Source organism: Acinetobacter sp. 3657, from assembly GCF_031456775.1.
Classification (GTDB): Bacteria; Pseudomonadota; Gammaproteobacteria; order Pseudomonadales; family Moraxellaceae; genus Acinetobacter.
In genome coordinates this window covers 13,020-31,351 of sequence record NZ_JAVDVH010000007.1, presented here as the reverse complement: position 1 = coordinate 31,351, position 18,332 = coordinate 13,020, and the positions used below count along the sequence as shown (strand labels likewise).

Sequence of the window (18,332 nt, the reverse complement as noted above, 5' to 3'; positions counted from 1 at the left end):
AAATAAATTAATTCCATCAAAAGAACACATCCGCCGATACCCCAAAGCGTTTGGTTAATGCCTTAATATGATTCGCATTGAGTTGACGATGGCCATTAAGAATCTCGGAAATAACGGATTGCGGTGCGACATCAAATAAATCAGATTGTGTTAAATGGTGCTGCTCCATCAAAAAAGCCAAAACCTCATGTGGTTCGGCATGTGGAATACGGTAATGTTCATCATCATAGGCAGCGATTAAATCACCAATACGATCAACCAAACCTGATAAAGGATGATCTTCATCATCACCCGTGATATCTAATAACTCATCTAAAGTTGAGACAAGTGCATCATATTCATTATCATTGTTTGGCGGTGTAAGTACTGGCGCAATAAATTTCCAGTGCTCAATTGCTTGTTGGACAATTGCATTCATAAATTAATCCTCTTTCCATTGGTTTTTGTCATACTCTTTATGCGATAAAACATGGCGAATATATAACTTTTTACCCTGAAATTTAACAACTGCAATTAAGCGGATTTTATTCCCCCCAATATCAAATACATGATACTTGCCCACTTTATCTACTGCTGGAAACAAACATTTAAGATCGGCAAAATCTTTCGGTTCGCTCTTTTTCATTATGCTGTACCAACTTTTAAGTGCAGATGCAGCCTGTGGGTATTTTTCTATCGCTTCACTTATGCGCCCTTTAGTTAAAATATGCATAATTTATACAAGACATTTATTCTTCTGCTCATTATATACTCATTATAGCATTTTGCAATAAAATCAGCCCCTCTCCCCAAATAGCGCTGTCCCAACTCTGACCATCGTTGAACCCGCCGCAATAGCAGAGTCTAAATCACCAGACATTCCCATACTCAATGTATCCCAATCTTGAGGCTGTGCATGCTGAGACTTTACTTGTTCAAATAAAGTTTTAGCATCAGCAAATGCAGCACTATTCTCAGGTGCAGGAATCACCATCAAACCACGTAGGCGCAGATTTGGCAGTTGGCTGATCTGTTGAACTAACTCCGCCACTTCATCAGGCTGACAACCATCTTTAGAGTCTTGTGCATCAATATTCACCTGAAGACAAATATTCAAAGCTTGCTGACCGTCTAAACGCTGATTAGACAACCGCTCAGCAATAATTAGACGATCGACCCCATGCACCCAATCAAACTTTTCCGCTAAATGTTTGGTTTTATTGCGTTGTACATGGCCGATAAAATGCCATTCGATATCTAAATCTTGAAGGTTATCTATTTTTTCTAAAGCTTCCTGCAAATAATTTTCGCCAAAACAACGTTGTCCAGCCGCATACATTTTTTGGAGACTGCTACTCGGATGCATTTTGGAGACAGCCAATAATTGTACAGATGCTGCCGTTCGATTAACTCGCTGACAAGCCTGTTCGATTTGGCTTAATACTTGTTGGCGCTGCTGTTGGAGTAAATTCATTGACACAGTTCTCATTCACGACATCTTTTTTTGCATAACCACAATCAGAAGTCTTGGTAAGCTTCGGGGAAAGTCTTATATTATTCTACAAAATAATGAATTACTTTTTTAATTGTTTCGGGGAAATTATGGATATCACAGAATTACTCGCCTTTTCAGTAAAAAATGGTGCATCGGATTTGCACCTTTCGGCGGGCATGCCACCGATGATTCGTGTAGATGGTGAGGTTCGCCGAATTAATCTACCCGCTCTAGAGCACAAAGATGTCCATCGTCTCGTTTATGACATCATGAATGACAAACAACGTCGTGATTTTGAAGAAGACCTTGAAACCGACTTTTCATTTGAAGTCCCAAACATTGCCCGTTTCCGTGTGAACGCATTTAACCAAAACCGTGGTGCTGGTGCTGTCTTCCGTACCATTCCATCTAAAGTTTTGACGATGGAAGACTTAGGTTTAGGTACGATTTTTAAGCAAATCTGCGATTATCCACGTGGTATTGTATTGGTTACAGGGCCAACAGGTTCGGGTAAATCCACCACCCTTGCGGCGATGATCGACTATATCAATGAAAATCGTTATGACCATATCTTAACAGTTGAAGACCCAATCGAATTTGTACATCAGTCTAAAAAATGTCTGATCAACCAGCGTGAAGTGCATCGTGATACACATGGCTTTAATGAAGCATTACGCTCAGCATTGCGTGAAGACCCTGATATTATTCTAGTCGGTGAGATGCGTGACTTAGAAACCATTCGTCTTGCTTTAACCGCAGCAGAAACAGGTCACTTGGTCTTTGGTACGCTGCATACCACCTCAGCAGCCAAAACCATTGACCGTGTGATCGACGTCTTCCCTGCTGAAGAAAAAGATATGGTTCGTGCCATGCTCTCGGAATCATTACAGGCGGTAATTTCTCAAACCTTGTTGAAAAAGAATGGCGGTGGTCGTGTGGCTGCACACGAGATCATGATCGGGATTCCTGCGATTCGTAACCTTGTTCGTGAAAATAAAGTCGCACAAATGTACTCTGCGATTCAAACAGGCGCCAACTACGGTATGACCACATTAGATCAAAGTCTTAAAACACTGGTTTCTAAAGGTCTGATTAGTCCTCAAACGGCACGTACCGCAGCCAAGCAACCTGAATCATTCCTATAAAAATTACAAATGGATTAGAGAAATCTCATGGACTTTAATGACTTGCTCAATTTGATGATTCAACAAAACGCATCTGACTTATTTGTCACTGATGATGTAGAACCATCGATGAAAATTAACGGACAGATTGTCCCTGTAGCCAAAACAAAATTATCAGGTGAAATCGTCGGTCAGTTACTGCACTCAATTATGAGTGATAAACAACGCAAAGAATTTGCGGAAACACGTGAATGTAACTTTGCGATTATGAACCGTGAAAAAACCGCACGTTTCCGTGTTAGTGCATTTCAACAACGTGATATGCCAGGCATGGTATTACGTCGAATTGAAACCGTCATTCCAACGATGGATGAGTTGAAACTTCCAACCGTACTCAAAGATCTTGCCATGACCAAGCGCGGCATTATTATCTTTGTGGGTGCAACGGGAACCGGTAAATCAACCTCTTTGGCTTCGATGATTGGTTTCCGTAACCACAACTCCAAAGGTCATATTATCACCATCGAGGACCCGATTGAATTTGTACATCAACATGCAGGTTGTATCGTCACGCAACGCGAAGTCGGTATTGATACTGACTCATTTGAAGTTGCTTTAAAAAATACACTACGTCAGGCACCTGATGTTATTTTGATTGGTGAGATTCGTTCTCGTGAGACCATGGACTATGCGATTGCTTTTGCAGAAACTGGTCACTTGGTATTGGCAACCCTACACGCAAACAACGCCAACCAAGCACTGGATCGTATTATTCACTTTTTTGAAGCAGATCGTCATACGCAACTGTATATGGATTTGTCACTGAATTTAAAAGCGATGGTTGCTCAGCAATTGATTCCAACACCAGATGGCAATTCACGACGTGCTGCAATTGAAATTTTAATCAATACACCATTATTAGCTGATTATATCCGTAAGGGCGAGATTCATGAGATCAAAGATCTGATGAAACGTTCGCGTGAACTTGGCATGCAAACCTTTGACCAAGCCTTATTCGACCTCTATAAATCAGGTGAAATCACTTATAAAGATGCACTTAAACATGCAGATTCACCAAATGATTTACGTCTCACCATTAAACTTTCAGAAGAAGGTGCAGACCAACTCTTAAATGCGAGTCGCAATATTACCTTTGATGGTCAGTAAAATCTCCCCTAGCCCCTCTTTATCAAAGAGGGGTACTTCTCCCTTTGATAAAGGGAGGTTGGGAGGAATTAAAAAAAGGAAGGTTTTTGTAACCTTCCTTTTTTTAATTGTTCATTTTTAGTGAACTAATCAGTTTTAACCGAATCAAACTTATTTTTTACGATAAGCCTCTTGGCATTCAGTATCTTTGCAATAACCATAAAGATTCAAAGAGTGTCCAGTTAAGGCAAAACCATGCTTTTCTGCAACTAAATGCTGCTCTCTTTCAATAATATCATTAGTAAATTCAATTACTTTATTACAATTTAAGCAAACCAAATGATCATGATGATCTTCTTGCATGATTTCAAAAACTGAATGATTATTTTCAAAATGATGACGCTGAATGATACCTGCAGCTTCAAATTGTGTTAACACACGGTAAACTGTCGCCAAACCGACATCTTCACCTTGTTCAAGCAAAGTTTTATAAATATCTTCTGCGCTTAAATGATGTTGTTTTGAATTTTCTAATAATTCCAAAATCTTAATACGAGGAAGGGTAACTTTAAGTCCAGCTTTGCGTAAGTCTTGATTGGAAATAGGCATGAAAAAAGGTCTCTCAACAAATCTTAAGTTGGAATAGGAAATAGAGTTTAGATGCAGTATGATCTATCCTCGGATCAAATGCATCATCATTTATCAGGATAGTGTAGCAAAATGCAAAAAATCATGCTGGCGTTATTCGTCACTTCAGTACTAAGCGGTTGTTCTGTCTTTGGTGTTTATAAAGTCGACATTCCACAAGGAACGCCCTTAACCAAGGCACAAGCATCTCAGGTACAAGTCGGCATGAGTTTCCAGCAAGTCCGTTTCTTGCTAGGAAGCCCGACTGTTTCAGATCCACTGAATCCTCAACGTTGGGACTATATCTACAACTATATCCCAGGCACTTATGCCAAAAAAGCAAAAATACCTGCAGCACATGGTCAACATCTCAAAATTTACTTTGATGCAACTGGAAATGTAGAGCGTATCGAAGGTTTAGATACGATCCCAGAATCACAACCGGGCTTACCGGCATCAAAAGAAGCGATTTTGACTGCACCACCACTATAGTCGCTTTACTATAAAAGAAAACCCCTCATCGAATCATTCGTGAGGGGTTTTCTTTATCAAGCTCATAGTTTGAAACGATTACCTTTGGCGAAACGCCCTACTGGGTTTTTAGCAGCTCGTTTACGCCGAATATCGTTTGGGTTAATCGTCAACGCACGGTAAATTTCAACCCGATCGCCTGCTTGAAGAACGGTTTCAGCTTCAATCTTTGCACCAAAGACACCGAGTTGTAAAGGTTCAGGTAAATTGACTTGATCGGCTAAACCACTGTTCTGAATGGCTTGTAATGCCGTCATCCCTTCAACAAATGCAACCGCAATATGAAACTGTTGCTCAGGGTTGCTAAAAGCAACCCAAACTTGCTTCATTTGTTTCATTAAAGGCTCTGTCCGATCACAGCGATGGCAGCAACAACGATTGACAGTGGTAAGACCACACGTACAGCTATACGCCACAAGTTATAAAATAACTCATTGCTAAAGCCCATCGCTTTACGCAAATGACTGATCTTCATAATCCAGCCAGCAAAAACAGCATAGATTAAGCAAATCGCCAAGCCCCATAACATTAGCAGCGTATTAAAGACTTGTTCAACTTGTGGAATAGCCCACACTGCGATCGCAGCAACAATAATCACCCATTGGATGATAGGAGCGAGTTGACGTTGTGCTAACTGTTCTCTTGTCAATTGAATCAACAATGCTGCCGTCATGATCGCAGCGAATACCCATGCCAATGCAGGAAGTTGAGCCTGAACAGAGAAAAAACCAAAAGCAATTACAGCAACAAGTTGAGCAAGCCAAATCGGCAATACAGCTGTAGTCGCTGCTGGCCGCTGCTTCACCGTTGATAAGCTACTTTGCCAATATAAACCAAGCCCTAAACCACTTGCGACTAACGCAAGCACAGTGGCATTGCCCCACTCTTTAAATTCAATACCGGTCCAATGCCATGCAGATAGCTCAGTACCCATCACATTTGCAAGGATAAAAGCTGCAACCACACCCAAGGTTGTCAACGCAAGTAAAAACTGGCGTGGAATAAAGGATAGACCGAGTGCGATAACGGCAAAAATAGCAAAAAGGACTTGATCAGAAAGATCGAATGCAATTTGTGGACTCACCACACTGCTTGCTGTTGTTAAAACACTACCCGCAAAAAATGGGATAAAAACAACTGCTAACCAGCCAACAATACGCCATCTTGGTGACGCATCAGCATCACGTGTGAGTGTGGATAATGCTTGCAATGCTGTTGTCTGTGATCGCTTTGCTAAAGCAATTTCAAGATAAGCAATGGGCAATGCCAATAAAAACATTGTGCCTAACCATAACAACCAGAAATCCAATTGACGATCAATTTGGACGCCAACCGTAGGGGCTAAAGTGGTAATCATGACAAAAGATAAGCAAAACGCCATCACTGGAGCTAACCAGCGTGACAGAGTTGTGTCCTGCATAATGCATTCCTTGAAAAATCTTTGAACTCATTGCACTTTATGGTGCTTACAATGAAATATTCAATCTATTTTGCCTTTCTCAAGCCTGAAAATCAAAATAAAAGATAGAGAAAGAAAAAGGCAAACCACCATCTAGATGATTTGCCGCGCATGAATTATTATTTTACTCATTAGACCCTTTATTTACACTAATACTTGCTTTATTATTTTTCTACAATAAAGGGCCTTTTTTTTATTATCTTATTATTATGAGAAAAAGCGAGAGAACCAGTTTTTCCCTTTTTTCTTTTCATTCTCTTTAATGATGCCAATCATATTTTCTTTGACCGCACCAACATAATCAGCATCATCATGACGAATATGATTAATCAGCCATTTAGACAGTGCTTCATGTAACTCTTTATCGATTTCCTGTCCCAATTCAAAACGCTCTCGATAAACTTCTATCTTCTTGATAAATAAGTCATGTACACGCTTATGTGGGACACGATACTTATAGTTCGCTTCTTCTTGTAAGCTTTCTTCGAAGGTGAAATGGGATTGGGTATAATCAATAATATTATCCAAAACACCTTTCATTTTTACCCGATCATTGCTGTGTTTTAATTCATCTATTTCATTAATATAATCTAGAATACGACGATGTTGATCATCAATAACCTCAATACCTGTATTATAATCAACAGACCATTTCATCCCCAAAATCCCCCAAGATCAATATTATTTATTGAATAAAAGAATAATATCGATAAAGGAGGGAAATAAAAACAAAGCATTTTTGTCAGATTTTACATATTTTTCAAATAAATAAATTAACCTATTGTTTTATATTTATTTTAATTTTTTCACCCACTAAAACACTCAAGTATTTTTTAACCAGTTAGAAAAATTATCTATCTAATTTTATTGAAATATATAAGATATATACATATTTAAATTAAGAAAAAACCTACATTTGAGCGATGCTACTTCATTCTTATAAATGGATAGATTTGTTTTATGAATCCATTTTTCTCGAGATGGGAATAATACAAAGCGTCTAATATTGATCGGCTTTAGTGACCCGTTTTAGTGATGGATTTTCTGCTTCACGAATAAGTCGTTCAACGCACGTTAATGCATGTTTAATCGATTTTCCATCTTGGAATAAAATCATTTCACCCGCTTGAAAAGCAGTCCACTCCTCATTATGAGTTAAAGGCTCAGTGGTAATCACAGCGACCCGATCTTCTGCTGTTGTCACTTCACTAAAATCGACTTCCACATCCAAATCAATCAAATGTGCATGTTGAAATGGATACTCTCGCACAAGCCAATGCAGTTTGGTGGTGGCATAACTAAATAGTGCTTGACCATTGGATAAGCAGAAATTAAATGTGCCATGTTCAGCGATTTGAGGGGCGATACGTTCTAACAGAGAAAAGAGATCTTCAAGGCTAGGCTCAGTATAGCCAAACGCCTCAACCATTTGATCTAATAAGTAACAAAAAGCATATTCACTATCGGTATTGCCTACAGGTTCAAAACGCCCATTCAATACAGGATTAAAATCGTGTAAATCACCATTGTGCGCAAAAATCCAATGTCTGCCCCACAACTCACGTAAAAACGGATGCGAGTTTTCTAAGGTGATTTTACCTTGCGTGGCTTTTCGAATATGTGCGATGACATTGCGTGATTTGATTGGATAGTTGCGCACCAAATCCGCAATTGGTGACTCAACTGCGGATTGATTATCGACAAATAAACGACAGGCTTTGTCTTCAAAAAAAGCGATACCAAAACCATCACAATGATCAGACGTCACACCAGCTCGTTGGGAAAAACCACGAAAGGAAAAAGTAATATCTGTCGGTGTTGCGCAGTTCATTCCTAATAGTTGGCACATATCTTTTTAACTTTCTGACATCTTTACCTATTGTGCATGAGGTTCAGATGCCTTGTAAATCTCAATATGTGCACAGGACCCGATTAAAACTGACAAAGCTCTAACGTTGCACCATTTTATTCATCACAAAAGAGGTCGCGATTTTATTGACTTCTAAGAATACGAAATAGTCTAAGCACTTAAAATCTTCATCATAGAATGCTTGCTTTGATAACTTCGACTGCATCCCTAAATACGTTTGAAATAACTTGGGCATGCGTTCGTCTTGTGGAAAGCTATAGTCAGGACGTTCAGGCTCAAAAGCACGTTTTGAACGAATATCAATGCTCTGATGTGCAGCGAGTTGTTGAATTTGACGGTGTGTGTAATAAGCACGGGCTGAATTATCTTCAAGATGAATACTGACACAGCCCATTAAATACTTGGCACGCATTGACCAAAGAACTTTCGGGGCTAAATTCAGCCATAACATGGATAAAGCTTTACCTGAACGAAATTGTGGGTGAACACAGGTTCGTCCGATTTCCAATACATTCGGCAAATGTGAAAAATGTGGGACCACATCAAACTCTTGTGCGCTATAACTTTGTCCGATTTCATGTCCTTGGAACAATTTAAGCCGTGTATAAGCCACAATCTCCCCTGTCCATTTCTCACGTAACACCGCATGTTCACAACCAAAATCATAAATATCTTGATCGAGACCATCTTCAAAAGTCATCCCAAATTGATGGCTAAATTGCGTTGCTCTAAAACGTTGTACTTGTTGTAATTCTTTTAAATTATCTACCCATTCAAAACGAAACTGGGTTTGCGAAGGTTTTTGACGTAAAGGTAAAGTCAAATTTTGGCGATATTGGTTTAATTTTTCTAGCATAATGAAAGCTCCTTATGACTAGACTTACCTTAAATCGCTTAAATGACATTGCCATGACTAAAACATGAAGAGCTGATGACAAAAAAGAGACCTATATGAGGTCTCTTTTCATCTTGGTATGAATATTTAATGCTTCATACGATTAGTAATCAACGTACCAACACCATGATCGGTAAAGATTTCTAATAAGGTTGCATGTGGCACACGACCATCAACAATATGCGCACTCACTACACCACCTTTGACCGCATCAAGCGCACAACCAACTTTAGGAATCATCCCGCCATAAATCACACCCGTCTCAATTAAACGATCAACTTCCTGCGTACTTAAACCCGTCAACAGATTTTTATTTTCATCGAGTACGCCAGTAATATTGGTGAGTAAAATCAATTTCTCAGCACCCAGTGCTTCTGCCACTTTTCCAGCAACCAAGTCCGCGTTGATATTATAGGTATTACCTTCGTCATCGACACCTAATGGTGCAATTACAGGAATAAAATCACCTTGGGTAAACATCTCAAGTACGTCGGTTTTAACGCCGATGACTTCGCCAACCATGCCCAAATCAATTTGAGAGATTGAACCATCCGCTTCTTGTTTTTCCATCAACAATTTACGCGCACGAAGCAAATTTCCATCTTTCCCCGTTAAACCAATGGCACGACCACCATGTTGATTAATCAAGTTGACGATGGACTTATTGACACTACCGCCCAAGACCATTTCGACAACTTCCATCGTCGCCTGATCAGTGACACGCATACCATCAATACGATCAGACTCTTGGCCTAAACGCTTTAATAATGAATCAACCTGAGGTCCACCACCATGCACCACAATTGGATTTAAACCCACTGTTTTTAATAACACGATGTCTCGAGCAAATGAACTTTCCAACTCTGGATCAGTCATCGCATTGCCACCGTATTTCACCACCAAAGTTTTGCCTGCAAAACGTTGGATGTACGGCAAAGCTTCAATCAAAATTTTAGCTTTATCAATGCCGATATGCTCGTGAGGTGGCATGTATCTCTCCTTATTAAGCCTGTGCGAGTTCTTGTGCAATTAGAGGATATTGATCTTGCAACATAGAAACAAATTCTTGGCGAATCTCAATTAATCGATCTGGGTTATCTGCATCAAAACGAACGGTAAAATACTCACCCGTATTGGATGCTCGAATAATGCCAAAACCATCGTCAAAATCAAGTCTTACGCCATCAATTTTACTTAAACGAGCACCTAAACGATGACTTAAAATCTCAATATCATTTAAAACTTGTTTAGGATTCGCCTCGTGGGTACTGATATAGGTATCTTCGGTGCAATATCGTTCAGGATAAATCGCGAATAATTCAGAAAAACTGCCTGCATTGGATTGGGTAAAGTACTCCATTACACGCAATGCGGCGTATAAACCATCGTCATAGCCAAAACCACGCCCGTCATTAAAGACATAATGACCAGCATATTCCCCGCCAAACACGGCTTCACCTTGCGACTGTGATAAATAAGCACGTAAGAAACTACTGCCTGTACGAATCATTTTCGCTTGTCCATCGAGTTGCTGCACCGTATCTGCAACCATCCGAGAACACTTCACATCAAATACGATTTCTTTATGTGGATGTTGCAACAAACACATTTGTGCGAACAAAGACAATAAACGATCAGGGCTAATAATATGCGCGTGTTCGTCCAGTAGAACCACCCGATCCCCGTCTCCATCTAAAGCAATGCCTAAATCTGCTTTTTCAGAAATAATTGCGGCTTGTAATTGTCTTAAATGTGCGGCATGCGATGGATCAGGTGCATGATCTGGAAAATCACCATTTGCCTCACAGCGTAAAGCTATCACTTCGCAACCTAATTTTTCTAAGACCTGTTTTGCGCAACGACCAGCCGAACCATGCAAACCATCTAAAACAACTTTCAAAGGGCGTGATAAGTGAATATCGCTGAGCAATGATTGCTGATACTGCAAACAGTACTGAGGAATAATCTTATGCAATACATTTTCAAAATCATATGTTTGATTTAAATCAGTCAAAGAGACTTGAGCCAATTGACCTATTTTTTGAATCGCTTCAGGATTCGGTGGTTCACCACTCAAAATCCACTTAATCCCATTATCCGATTTTGGATTATGACTTGCAGTGACCATGATGCCATTACCACCATGATCTCGCGCAATGTAATACATCATTGGTGATGAACAACACCCAATGTTGGTGACTGTAAAACCCTGTTGTTCAAATATTTGCTGAATAATATTGGCATAAGTTGGACTGGTTAAACGCGCATCGTACCCTATTACGATTTGGTTTTGTTCAGCTTTTTTATACTGTAGTACTAAAGCGTAGGCAATTGAACGAATAACATGAGGCGTTAGCTTGCTCAATTTTCCACGGATATCATAAGCACGAAAAATATTCAGAGGAAATGTATGTTTTATATTCACAGTAAGCCCCTATTTTTTATAATCAAAAGACTATTCAAAAAAATACTATTAAGAAATTAACGCACCCTTGTTGAGAAAAATTAAAATAAATCGTCAGCTGCTTTTTAATATATATTTAAGCAACAATCAATACGAAAAATGCAACGTTCCACGCGAGAACATTGCACTCCAAAAGATTAATTGAAACGTTATTGTTGGCCTGTATGTCCAAAACCACCTGCACCACGCTCAGTCGCAACAAATTCATTCACTTGTTCAAATTGTGCTTGTACAACAGGTACGAGCACATATTGTGCTAAACGCTCACCAGGTTCTAAACGGAAGGTGTTTTGTCCACGATTCCAAACAGACACCATCAACTCACCTTGATAGTCTGAATCAATCAAACCAACCAAGTTACCCAACACGATACCGTGCTTATGACCTAGACCAGAACGCGGCAAAATCAAACCCGCAAAATTTGGATCTTCAATGTAAATCGCCAAGCCAGTTTTGACTAAAACTGTTTCACCTGCAGCAATCTCAATCGCTTCATCCAAGCAAGCACGTAAATCTAAACCTGCTGAACCTGTCGTTGCATACGAAGGCAATGCCCACTCTTGACCTAAACGTGCATCTAATACTTTAACTTGGACTTTCATTTCAACTTCCTACTTACACTTTCTTAACGTTTCAATAAAGCTTTTAAATTTGCGAGATAATGCTGCGCCTGCTCTTTCGGATCAACATTTGGCGCAAGTTTCTTCTTACGACCATGCCATTCCAGCTCATCTTGCGGTAGCTCATCCAAGAAGCGACTTGGTGTCATCTGACGCATTTGCCCACCGTTTTTACGCTGCTCTGCCAGTGTCAGTGTTAAGCCCTGACGCGCACGGGTAATCCCCACATACATCAAACGGCGTTCCTCTTCGATGGTTTCTGCTGCAATCGAGTTTTTATGTGGCAGTAACTCTTCTTCCAAACCAATCATATAGACATAAGGAAACTCCAAACCTTTAGCAGCATGCAGCGTCAATAGGTTCACCTTGTCAGTGTCTTCTTCCTCTTGTTGCTGTTCAAGCATATCCAACAACACCAGTTTACGAATTACGCTTTCGATATTTTTCTCATCAACATCGTCGGCACGATTGATCAGGTTTTGGATACTGGTATATAGCGTCTCAATATTATCTATCTTGGTTTTTTCTTGTGCTGGTGTCGCCGCTTGTTCACGCACATAATCAATATAGCCAGCTTCGTTGATCATCTGACGGACTTTAGGTACAGGTTCATCATCATCTAAAAGTTCACGAGTGAATGTAGCAATAAAATCCGCGAACTCATGTAATTGTGTCGTCGCTTTCTTTGGCAACACCATCGACAAACGTTGATCGGATGATGCCGTTAGCAATGACAAAGTATTTTCTTGTGCAAATAGACCGAGCTTTTCTAAAGTGACCGGACCAATGGCACGTTTTGGGGTATTAATAATTCGTAAGAAAGCACTGTCATCTTCAGGATTGATGATTAAACGTAAATAGCTCATCACATCTTTGATTTCAGCACGCGCAAAGAATGATTGGCCACCCGATAATTTATAAGGAATCTGTAACTGACGCAGTTGGGTTTCTAAAACACGTGCTTGGAAATTACCACGATAGAGCACCGCATAATCTTTCCAGCTTTTACCATTCATGAGCTTATGTGTGATTAAGTCTTTAACCACACGCTCGGCTTCATCATCATCATTCAAACAGGTGATGATACGAATGGTTTCACCATGGCCTTTATCACTCCACAACTTCTTGTCAAAAATGTGTGGATTATTTTCAATCACGGCATTGGCAGCTTTTAAGATACGGCTAGTCGAGCGATAGTTTTGCTCAAGCTTAATCACTTTTAGATTATGAAAATCCTCTTTGAGTAAAGCCATGTTTTCAGGCTTTGCTCCGCGCCATGCATAGATGGATTGGTCATCATCTCCTACCGCAGTGAACTGTCCCATCACCCCGACTAAGAGCTTAACTAAGGTATATTGGGCAGTGTTGGTATCTTGATATTCATCCACCAACAAATAACGGACTCGGTTTTGCCATTTATCACGCACTTCGGCATTTTCCTGAAGTAAACGTGTTGGCATCACAATCAAATCATCAAAATCAACTGCGTTATAAGCACGTAAGTTCCGCTCATAAAGTTGATAGAGATGCGCAAGCTGAACATCATCGACCGTTTCACAGGTTGAATGTGCATGTTCAGGCAAAACCAGATCGTTTTTCCAATCTGAAATTTTTCGCATCGCTTTCGCAATCAAATCTTTGCTTTCAGCACCTGATAAATTGTCACGCTGCATCAAATCCATCAAAATTCGTTTACAGTCATCTGCATCTAAGATTGAGAAGTTGGCTTTCAGCGGCAAGTTTTTTAATTCTAAGCGTAATAAATTTAAGCCAAATGTATGGAAGGTCGAAACAGAAAGCCCTTTTGCCTCTTCACGAGAAAGGAGCTTACTGACACGCTCTTTCATTTCACGTGCTGCTTTATTGGTAAAAGTCATTGCAGTGATGCGATGAGCAGGAATACCACACTGCTGCACCAAAAAAGCAACTTTTCTCGTAATTACTGAAGTTTTACCTGAACCTGCACCTGCAAGCACCAACAAAGGCCCTTGAACATATTTCATGGCTTCAAGTTGCTTGTCATTCAATTGACTGGCAGATGACATCGTTGTAATACCTCTCACGTTTCCGAGCATGATTATAGACATCTCTGTTTTAGAATCCCAATAATAAATCTTGGGATATGTATAAATTATGATGTCTTCTGCAAATAACACGCCACAGCTTGTCGCAAGAAATTTAAGCAATAAAAAAACCACCCGAAGGTGGTTCTTTAAAAAATCAGTAAAAATTACTGTTTTGCATAAATGCTGATTTCTACACGACGGTTTTGTTCACGGCCAGCAGCAGTACTGTTGTCTGCGATTGGATTTGATGAACCATAACCTTGTGCATCAATACGACCACCTGAAATACCTTTACCAGCTAAATAGTTTTTAACTGATTGAGCACGTGCTTGAGATAATGGAATATTGATTGAATCATTACCTGTGTTGTCAGTATAACCAGTTACTAAGATCGCACTTTGGTTATCTTCAGCCAATACTTGCGCAACTTTGTTTAAAGTCGTATAGAAATTTGGCTTGATATTTGATTTGTTGGTATCAAAAGTAATGCTACCAGGCATAATCAATTGAACAGAACCATCTGGATTACGGCCAACATCTACACCAGTACCCTGCATTTGTTGACGAAGTTTTTTCTCTTTGTTGTCGAGATATAAACCACCAGCGCCACCTAGAACTGCACCAATCGCCGCAGCACGGTTATTTTGCTTACTTGTATTTGCATTACCTTTAGAAACGCCATATCCCGCAGCAGCACCAATCAATGCGCCTAGAGCAGACTTATCATATTCTACGCCGCCAATATTATTACCAGTAGTTTGGCAACCAGAAAGTACCAATCCAGCCCCTACGAGTGTTGAAATCATTAATGCACGCATTGCGTAGCTCCTGTCTATGTATTTTGTTGTCTTGGTGAATGATGAATGAGAAAATGATGCCATACCATTGATATTTTGTTAATAATAAACAGTTTATTTATATTTTTGTAATACTTTGATGCACTTTACTTGAATAAAGCAACACATTTCCTTCATCGTTATACGTTGACTGTTCTTTTCAAAAATAATATCACCATTTTCATTGTTAAGTTTACTACAAATTGGTATTTCACGCCTCAGTAGAAGCTTTAATATTTTGTAGAAATGCGCTCTAACCCATCTAAATATATAAAAATTGTCAAGATCCTCAAATATACGGTTGTATTTCAATTTCTGTTGTTTATAGTTGGATCATCTATTTTTTAAACATTTGCACTCAAGGTTTGATTTATGTCTACCTCAAATAAAAAAGCATCTTTATTGCAAAAAATTAGTAAAGGATTGACCGTTAGCTCAGTCATCACAGGCAGTACCTTCTTACATGGTCCTCCTGTACTGGCTTTAGGTTTGACAAAATTATTCAAAAAATCTGCGAAAGTCGATGAAACGAATATCCAACTCGCCAATAGCTGGATTGGGATAAATAACCAACTCATTGAGCATGTATTGCCTAACCTAAAATGGGATATCAGCATCGATGAAAAACTCGATCTAAGCTTACAAGGTCGATATTTGATGATTTGTAATCATCAAAGCTGGGTCGACACCACGGTTAATCAATATTTTGGTTTAACCCGTATGCCGCTTACCCGCTTTTTTACCAAGTGGGAGCTGATTTTTATTCCTTTTGTTGGCCAAGCCTTTAAGATTTTGGGCTTCCCAATGATGAAACGTCATACGAAAGAGCAGATTGCTAAAAATCCTGAGCTTAAATCACGCGATATGCTCGAAGCACGCAAAGCCTGTGAACAATTACTGAGTCAGCCTTTTACTTTATTAAACTATTTAGAAGGCACACGTTTTACCCCAGAAAAACATGCCAAACAGCAGTCACCATATAAAAATCTGCTTAAGCCTAAAGCGGGTGGTTTAGCATTGGCGTTAAATATTCTGGGTGATAAAGTTGATGCCTTTGTTGATATGACCATTGTTTATCCAGATGGCCCGCCTGAATATAGCGATTTTTGGTTGGGTGATGTATCCCGCATAGCTGTCGATTTACGTAAAATTGAGATTCCTGATTGGGTGCTTGGGGGCAACTACGAGGATGATCTAGAGTTTCGTGAACGTTTCCAAAAATGGGTCGATCAAATCTGGACTGAAAAAGATCAGCTCATTCAGCAAATGAAAGAAAAATATACAAACACATCGGACATTAAGTAAATTTATGACTCAGCAGAATAAGAAGCCAAAATCTAAATACCACAGTGTCGATCAAAACAGTTGGCCTTTCCGACTGTTTTTGCTCTATGACATCTTTATGGTGTTTATTATTGTATTTAACTTATTCTGCTTGGGTATGAACCTTTTCCTGATGAGCTCACTTGGGGAATGGTTATTTCAACAGATTCATCTACTCAGCGTTCTTGATTTCTATCGAACCCATCTCAACCCTTGGGTTATCACCACTGAAGCTTGGTTTATTATCTTTTTGATTGCAGAATTGGTTATACGTTGGATTTTTGCGATCATCAATAAACACCATGCGCGTTGGTGGTGGTTCCCGTTTGTTCATTTCTATGAAATTCTAGCCATTATTCCTTATTTGCGTTTCCTACGTTTATTTCGGGCTGGGATTATTGCCTACCGCTTATATGAAATGGGCTATCAAGTGATCCCAGAAAAGATACAGCGCACACTTTTATTTTATTATCGTGTGGTGATGGAAGAGTTATCCGATCGCGTGGTACTGACTGTACTTGATGGGCTAAAGCGTGAGTTACAAACCAATAATAGCCATCAACAAACCATTCATAATTTGGTTGATCATCACCGCCAGTTATTTGTGACGACACTTTCCTCTTTGCTACAAGAATCTTTGGCGACTGCTTTACAACAGCAACAACCTGCGATTACCCAAAAAGTAGGTGCGATTGTCAATCAAGCCATCGAAAATACCCCTGAACTGACCCAGCTATTACGCCTTATTCCGATCGTCGGTGGGCGGATTGAGCAACAGATTCAAAGTATTGGACAACGCTTGGGGGAAAATATTAGCGCAGGTTTAATCGAACCTTTTACAGCAGGCTCACCTCAGCAGCCCAATGAAAATTTTCAACTGATTGCAGAAAAAGTCAGTGAGCTAAATATTAATAATCAATACTTGGAAGAACTGGTTAAATCTGTCGTATTTGAAAGCATTGAGGCGATAAGCAAACAAGTTCGAGTCAAGCAATGGCAAGAAATGCTGGATGAAAATGCTCAATTGAACAAAAAAGCAGAATGATTACAAGAAAATTTACTATTCGAGCTAGAGAATTGCTGTAATTTGTTCTAGCATTTGCTTTTATTTATAACACACTAGAGTGCTTAAAAGCCCTGAAGGATACATTATGGCTGATATACGGATTACGGGCAGAATGGTGAATTTTAGTCGATTAACTTTCGACACAAATGACCATAATGCAATCCGACAGCAATTGACGAGCACACTCAATGAAGGTTCTTATTTAGGAACTTTGGTAATTATAGACAGTACCGTTGAACAAGAACTCATTGCCTTAATTCAAGTGTTAATCGATCTAGGCCTACAACCAATGGCAGTAATTGATGGTCTCTTAGGTGATGAAGCACGAGCGATTCAATTCCCTGTTTTACCTGCGGATCAACCCTTACAGCGGATTAAAGCATCGAAAGAACAAGTGGTGGCTCACCCAGCTAAAGAGCAAGCGAATAGTGCTGCAATACAAACACCACAAAAAAACACAGCGCATACGCATATCACCTCTTATCATGATGAGATTTTGCGTACTGGGCAATGTTTGGTACAAGATCAAGGCGATATTATCTTAAATGCAGGTATGAACAGCGGCTCTGAAGTGATTGCATCTGGAAATATTCACATTTATGGTAATGCACGTGGTAGAGTCATTGCAGGTGCAGGTGGACATACTTCAGCGCGCATTTTTTGCAATTCTCTCGAAGCAGAACTGGTCTCTATTGCAGGGACATATTGTGTTGCAGATGATATTCCTAAAGATCTGATCAAGAAACCTGTACATATTTATTTAAACGCCAAGCAAGAGCTTGAATTTGAAACTTTGCAGTTTTAATTTATAAACACCAAAAAAGCCCTTTT

Annotated in this window: 20 protein-coding genes; 6 read left to right on the top strand and 14 right to left on the bottom strand. The window is 39.6% G+C overall.

Annotated elements, in window-relative coordinates:
• Positions 1–16 precede the first annotated feature (16 nt).
• The 3 genes from J2Y37_RS09535 to J2Y37_RS09525 all read right to left on the bottom strand — a co-directional run bounded on the left by J2Y37_RS09535 (position 17) and on the right by J2Y37_RS09525 (position 1,453).
• On the bottom strand, positions 17–418 hold the full coding sequence (locus J2Y37_RS09535) for a helix-turn-helix domain-containing protein (RefSeq protein ID WP_349032643.1): 402 nt from the start codon (positions 416–418) through the stop codon (positions 17–19).
• 3 nt (positions 419–421) lie between these two features.
• Positions 422–712 carry a type II toxin-antitoxin system HigB family toxin gene (locus J2Y37_RS09530; protein ID WP_349032642.1) on the bottom strand — a complete coding sequence of 97 codons (291 nt, stop codon included), beginning with the start codon at positions 710–712 and terminating at the stop codon, positions 422–424.
• A gap of 63 nt (positions 713–775) precedes the next feature.
• On the bottom strand, positions 776–1,453 hold the full coding sequence (locus J2Y37_RS09525) for a YggS family pyridoxal phosphate-dependent enzyme (RefSeq protein ID WP_349032641.1): 678 nt from the start codon (positions 1,451–1,453) through the stop codon (positions 776–778).
• Positions 1,454–1,581: 128 nt separating this feature from the next.
• Here J2Y37_RS09525 and J2Y37_RS09520 point away from each other — a divergent pair, with 128 nt between their 5' ends.
• Positions 1,582–2,619, top strand: a complete 1,038-nt coding sequence (locus J2Y37_RS09520; RefSeq protein WP_004670156.1) for a type IV pilus twitching motility protein PilT — start codon at positions 1,582–1,584, stop codon at positions 2,617–2,619.
• A gap of 27 nt (positions 2,620–2,646) precedes the next feature.
• Entirely contained in the window at positions 2,647–3,765 is a 1,119-nt protein-coding gene (locus J2Y37_RS09515; protein ID WP_005198037.1) for a PilT/PilU family type 4a pilus ATPase, read from the top strand.
• A 150-nt stretch (positions 3,766–3,915) separates the two neighbouring features.
• Here the strand turns inward: J2Y37_RS09515 and fur are convergent, their stop codons facing one another.
• On the bottom strand, positions 3,916–4,353 hold the full coding sequence (fur, locus tag J2Y37_RS09510; RefSeq protein WP_004670152.1) for a ferric iron uptake transcriptional regulator: 438 nt from the start codon (positions 4,351–4,353) through the stop codon (positions 3,916–3,918).
• Positions 4,354–4,464: 111 nt separating this feature from the next.
• Between fur and bamE the strand changes: the two genes are divergently transcribed.
• A complete protein-coding gene (bamE, locus tag J2Y37_RS09505; RefSeq protein ID WP_004670150.1) occupies positions 4,465–4,863 on the top strand; it encodes an outer membrane protein assembly factor BamE in 399 nt (132 codons plus the stop codon).
• A 62-nt stretch (positions 4,864–4,925) separates the two neighbouring features.
• Here the strand turns inward: bamE and J2Y37_RS09500 are convergent, their stop codons facing one another.
• From J2Y37_RS09500 to J2Y37_RS09455, 10 genes are all read right to left on the bottom strand, one after another.
• Entirely contained in the window at positions 4,926–5,240 is a 315-nt protein-coding gene (locus J2Y37_RS09500; RefSeq protein ID WP_349032640.1) for an RnfH family protein, read from the bottom strand.
• Positions 5,240–6,322: a hypothetical protein gene (locus tag J2Y37_RS09495; RefSeq protein ID WP_349032639.1), complete on the bottom strand. Its 1,083-nt coding sequence runs from the start codon at positions 6,320–6,322 to the stop codon at positions 5,240–5,242. Before J2Y37_RS09495 ends, J2Y37_RS09500 begins: the two co-directional genes overlap by 1 nt.
• Before the next feature lie 246 nt (positions 6,323–6,568).
• Positions 6,569–7,024 carry a bacteriohemerythrin gene (locus J2Y37_RS09490; RefSeq protein ID WP_034595086.1) on the bottom strand — a complete coding sequence of 152 codons (456 nt, stop codon included), beginning with the start codon at positions 7,022–7,024 and terminating at the stop codon, positions 6,569–6,571.
• Between the two features lie 337 nt (positions 7,025–7,361).
• On the bottom strand, positions 7,362–8,210 hold the full coding sequence (locus J2Y37_RS09485) for a class II glutamine amidotransferase (protein WP_349032638.1): 849 nt from the start codon (positions 8,208–8,210) through the stop codon (positions 7,362–7,364).
• Between the two features lie 100 nt (positions 8,211–8,310).
• Positions 8,311–9,087, bottom strand: a complete 777-nt coding sequence (locus J2Y37_RS09480) for a GNAT family N-acetyltransferase (protein WP_004670140.1) — start codon at positions 9,085–9,087, stop codon at positions 8,311–8,313.
• A gap of 126 nt (positions 9,088–9,213) precedes the next feature.
• Complete coding sequence (argB, locus tag J2Y37_RS09475; RefSeq protein WP_004670138.1) at positions 9,214–10,116, bottom strand: acetylglutamate kinase; 903 nt, start codon at positions 10,114–10,116, stop codon at positions 9,214–9,216.
• Between the two features lie 13 nt (positions 10,117–10,129).
• Positions 10,130–11,551: a phosphomannomutase/phosphoglucomutase gene (locus J2Y37_RS09470; RefSeq protein ID WP_349032637.1), complete on the bottom strand. Its 1,422-nt coding sequence runs from the start codon at positions 11,549–11,551 to the stop codon at positions 10,130–10,132.
• A gap of 188 nt (positions 11,552–11,739) precedes the next feature.
• Complete coding sequence (gene dut, locus J2Y37_RS09465) at positions 11,740–12,192, bottom strand: dUTP diphosphatase (RefSeq protein WP_004670134.1); 453 nt, start codon at positions 12,190–12,192, stop codon at positions 11,740–11,742.
• Positions 12,193–12,215: 23 nt separating this feature from the next.
• Positions 12,216–14,255: a UvrD-helicase domain-containing protein gene (locus J2Y37_RS09460; RefSeq protein WP_004670132.1), complete on the bottom strand. Its 2,040-nt coding sequence runs from the start codon at positions 14,253–14,255 to the stop codon at positions 12,216–12,218.
• 185 nt (positions 14,256–14,440) lie between these two features.
• Positions 14,441–15,094 carry an OmpA family protein gene (locus tag J2Y37_RS09455; protein WP_005198053.1) on the bottom strand — a complete coding sequence of 218 codons (654 nt, stop codon included), beginning with the start codon at positions 15,092–15,094 and terminating at the stop codon, positions 14,441–14,443.
• Positions 15,095–15,484: 390 nt separating this feature from the next.
• Here J2Y37_RS09455 and J2Y37_RS09450 point away from each other — a divergent pair, with 390 nt between their 5' ends.
• The 3 genes from J2Y37_RS09450 (at position 15,485) to minC (ending at position 18,306) form a co-directional block, all read left to right on the top strand.
• Positions 15,485–16,417: an acyltransferase gene (locus J2Y37_RS09450; protein WP_349032636.1), complete on the top strand. Its 933-nt coding sequence runs from the start codon at positions 15,485–15,487 to the stop codon at positions 16,415–16,417.
• Between the two features lie 4 nt (positions 16,418–16,421).
• Positions 16,422–17,480 carry a preprotein translocase subunit SecA gene (locus J2Y37_RS09445; RefSeq protein ID WP_349032635.1) on the top strand — a complete coding sequence of 353 codons (1,059 nt, stop codon included), beginning with the start codon at positions 16,422–16,424 and terminating at the stop codon, positions 17,478–17,480.
• A gap of 106 nt (positions 17,481–17,586) precedes the next feature.
• Positions 17,587–18,306 carry a septum site-determining protein MinC gene (gene minC, locus J2Y37_RS09440; protein ID WP_349032634.1) on the top strand — a complete coding sequence of 240 codons (720 nt, stop codon included), beginning with the start codon at positions 17,587–17,589 and terminating at the stop codon, positions 18,304–18,306.
• Positions 18,307–18,332: the final 26 nt, after the last annotated feature.